The sequence below is a fragment of the Streptomyces mesophilus genome, from assembly GCF_011044995.1.
GTDB lineage: Bacteria > Actinomycetota > Actinomycetes > Streptomycetales > Streptomycetaceae > Streptomyces > Streptomyces mesophilus.
Genome location: NZ_JAAKZW010000505.1, coordinates 1 through 514, shown reverse-complemented (window position 1 = coordinate 514; position 514 = coordinate 1). Strand labels below are relative to the sequence as shown.

Sequence of the window (514 nt, the reverse complement as noted above, 5' to 3'; positions counted from 1 at the left end):
GGCCGGTATGGGGTCGGCCGGGCGTATCCGCGGCTTCGGCGGGGAGCAGGGTGCTGCTCCACGGCCGCTGCCGGCCGCGCCGGAGATCGCGGCGGCTGTGCAGCGGGCCTGCCTGGACCGGGGGCTGATCGTCGAACTCGGCGGCCGCCACTCCAGCGTCGTCCGCCTTCTGCCCCCGCTCACCCTCACGGACGAACAGGCCACGGCGGTCCTCGACCGCCTTACGGACGCGGTGAGTTCGGTCTGCGAGGGACGCCGGGGTGCGCTCAGGCGGGCTGGAGCGTCACGAGGGGGACTGGGGGCGGGCGATACGGACAGCTCGGGGACCGGTCCCGTGACGGCTCGGCCCGGCACGGGTGGCGCGCAAGGCCCGCGTGGCACGCATGGCGCGTCCCGGGACGCCGCCGTTGAGCCCGAGGCCGACGGAGGCCTTGCGCCCGAGGTGGATGCGCGACTTGCGCCCGAGGTGGACGCGGGTCTCGCGCCCGAGGTGGACGCGGGCCCTGCGTCATCG

Annotated in this window: 1 pseudogene; it reads left to right on the top strand. The window is 76.3% G+C overall.

The window, feature by feature from the left end:
- Positions 1-514 (top strand): annotated as a pseudogene (locus G6045_RS41890) (hypothetical protein); the annotation flags it as partial.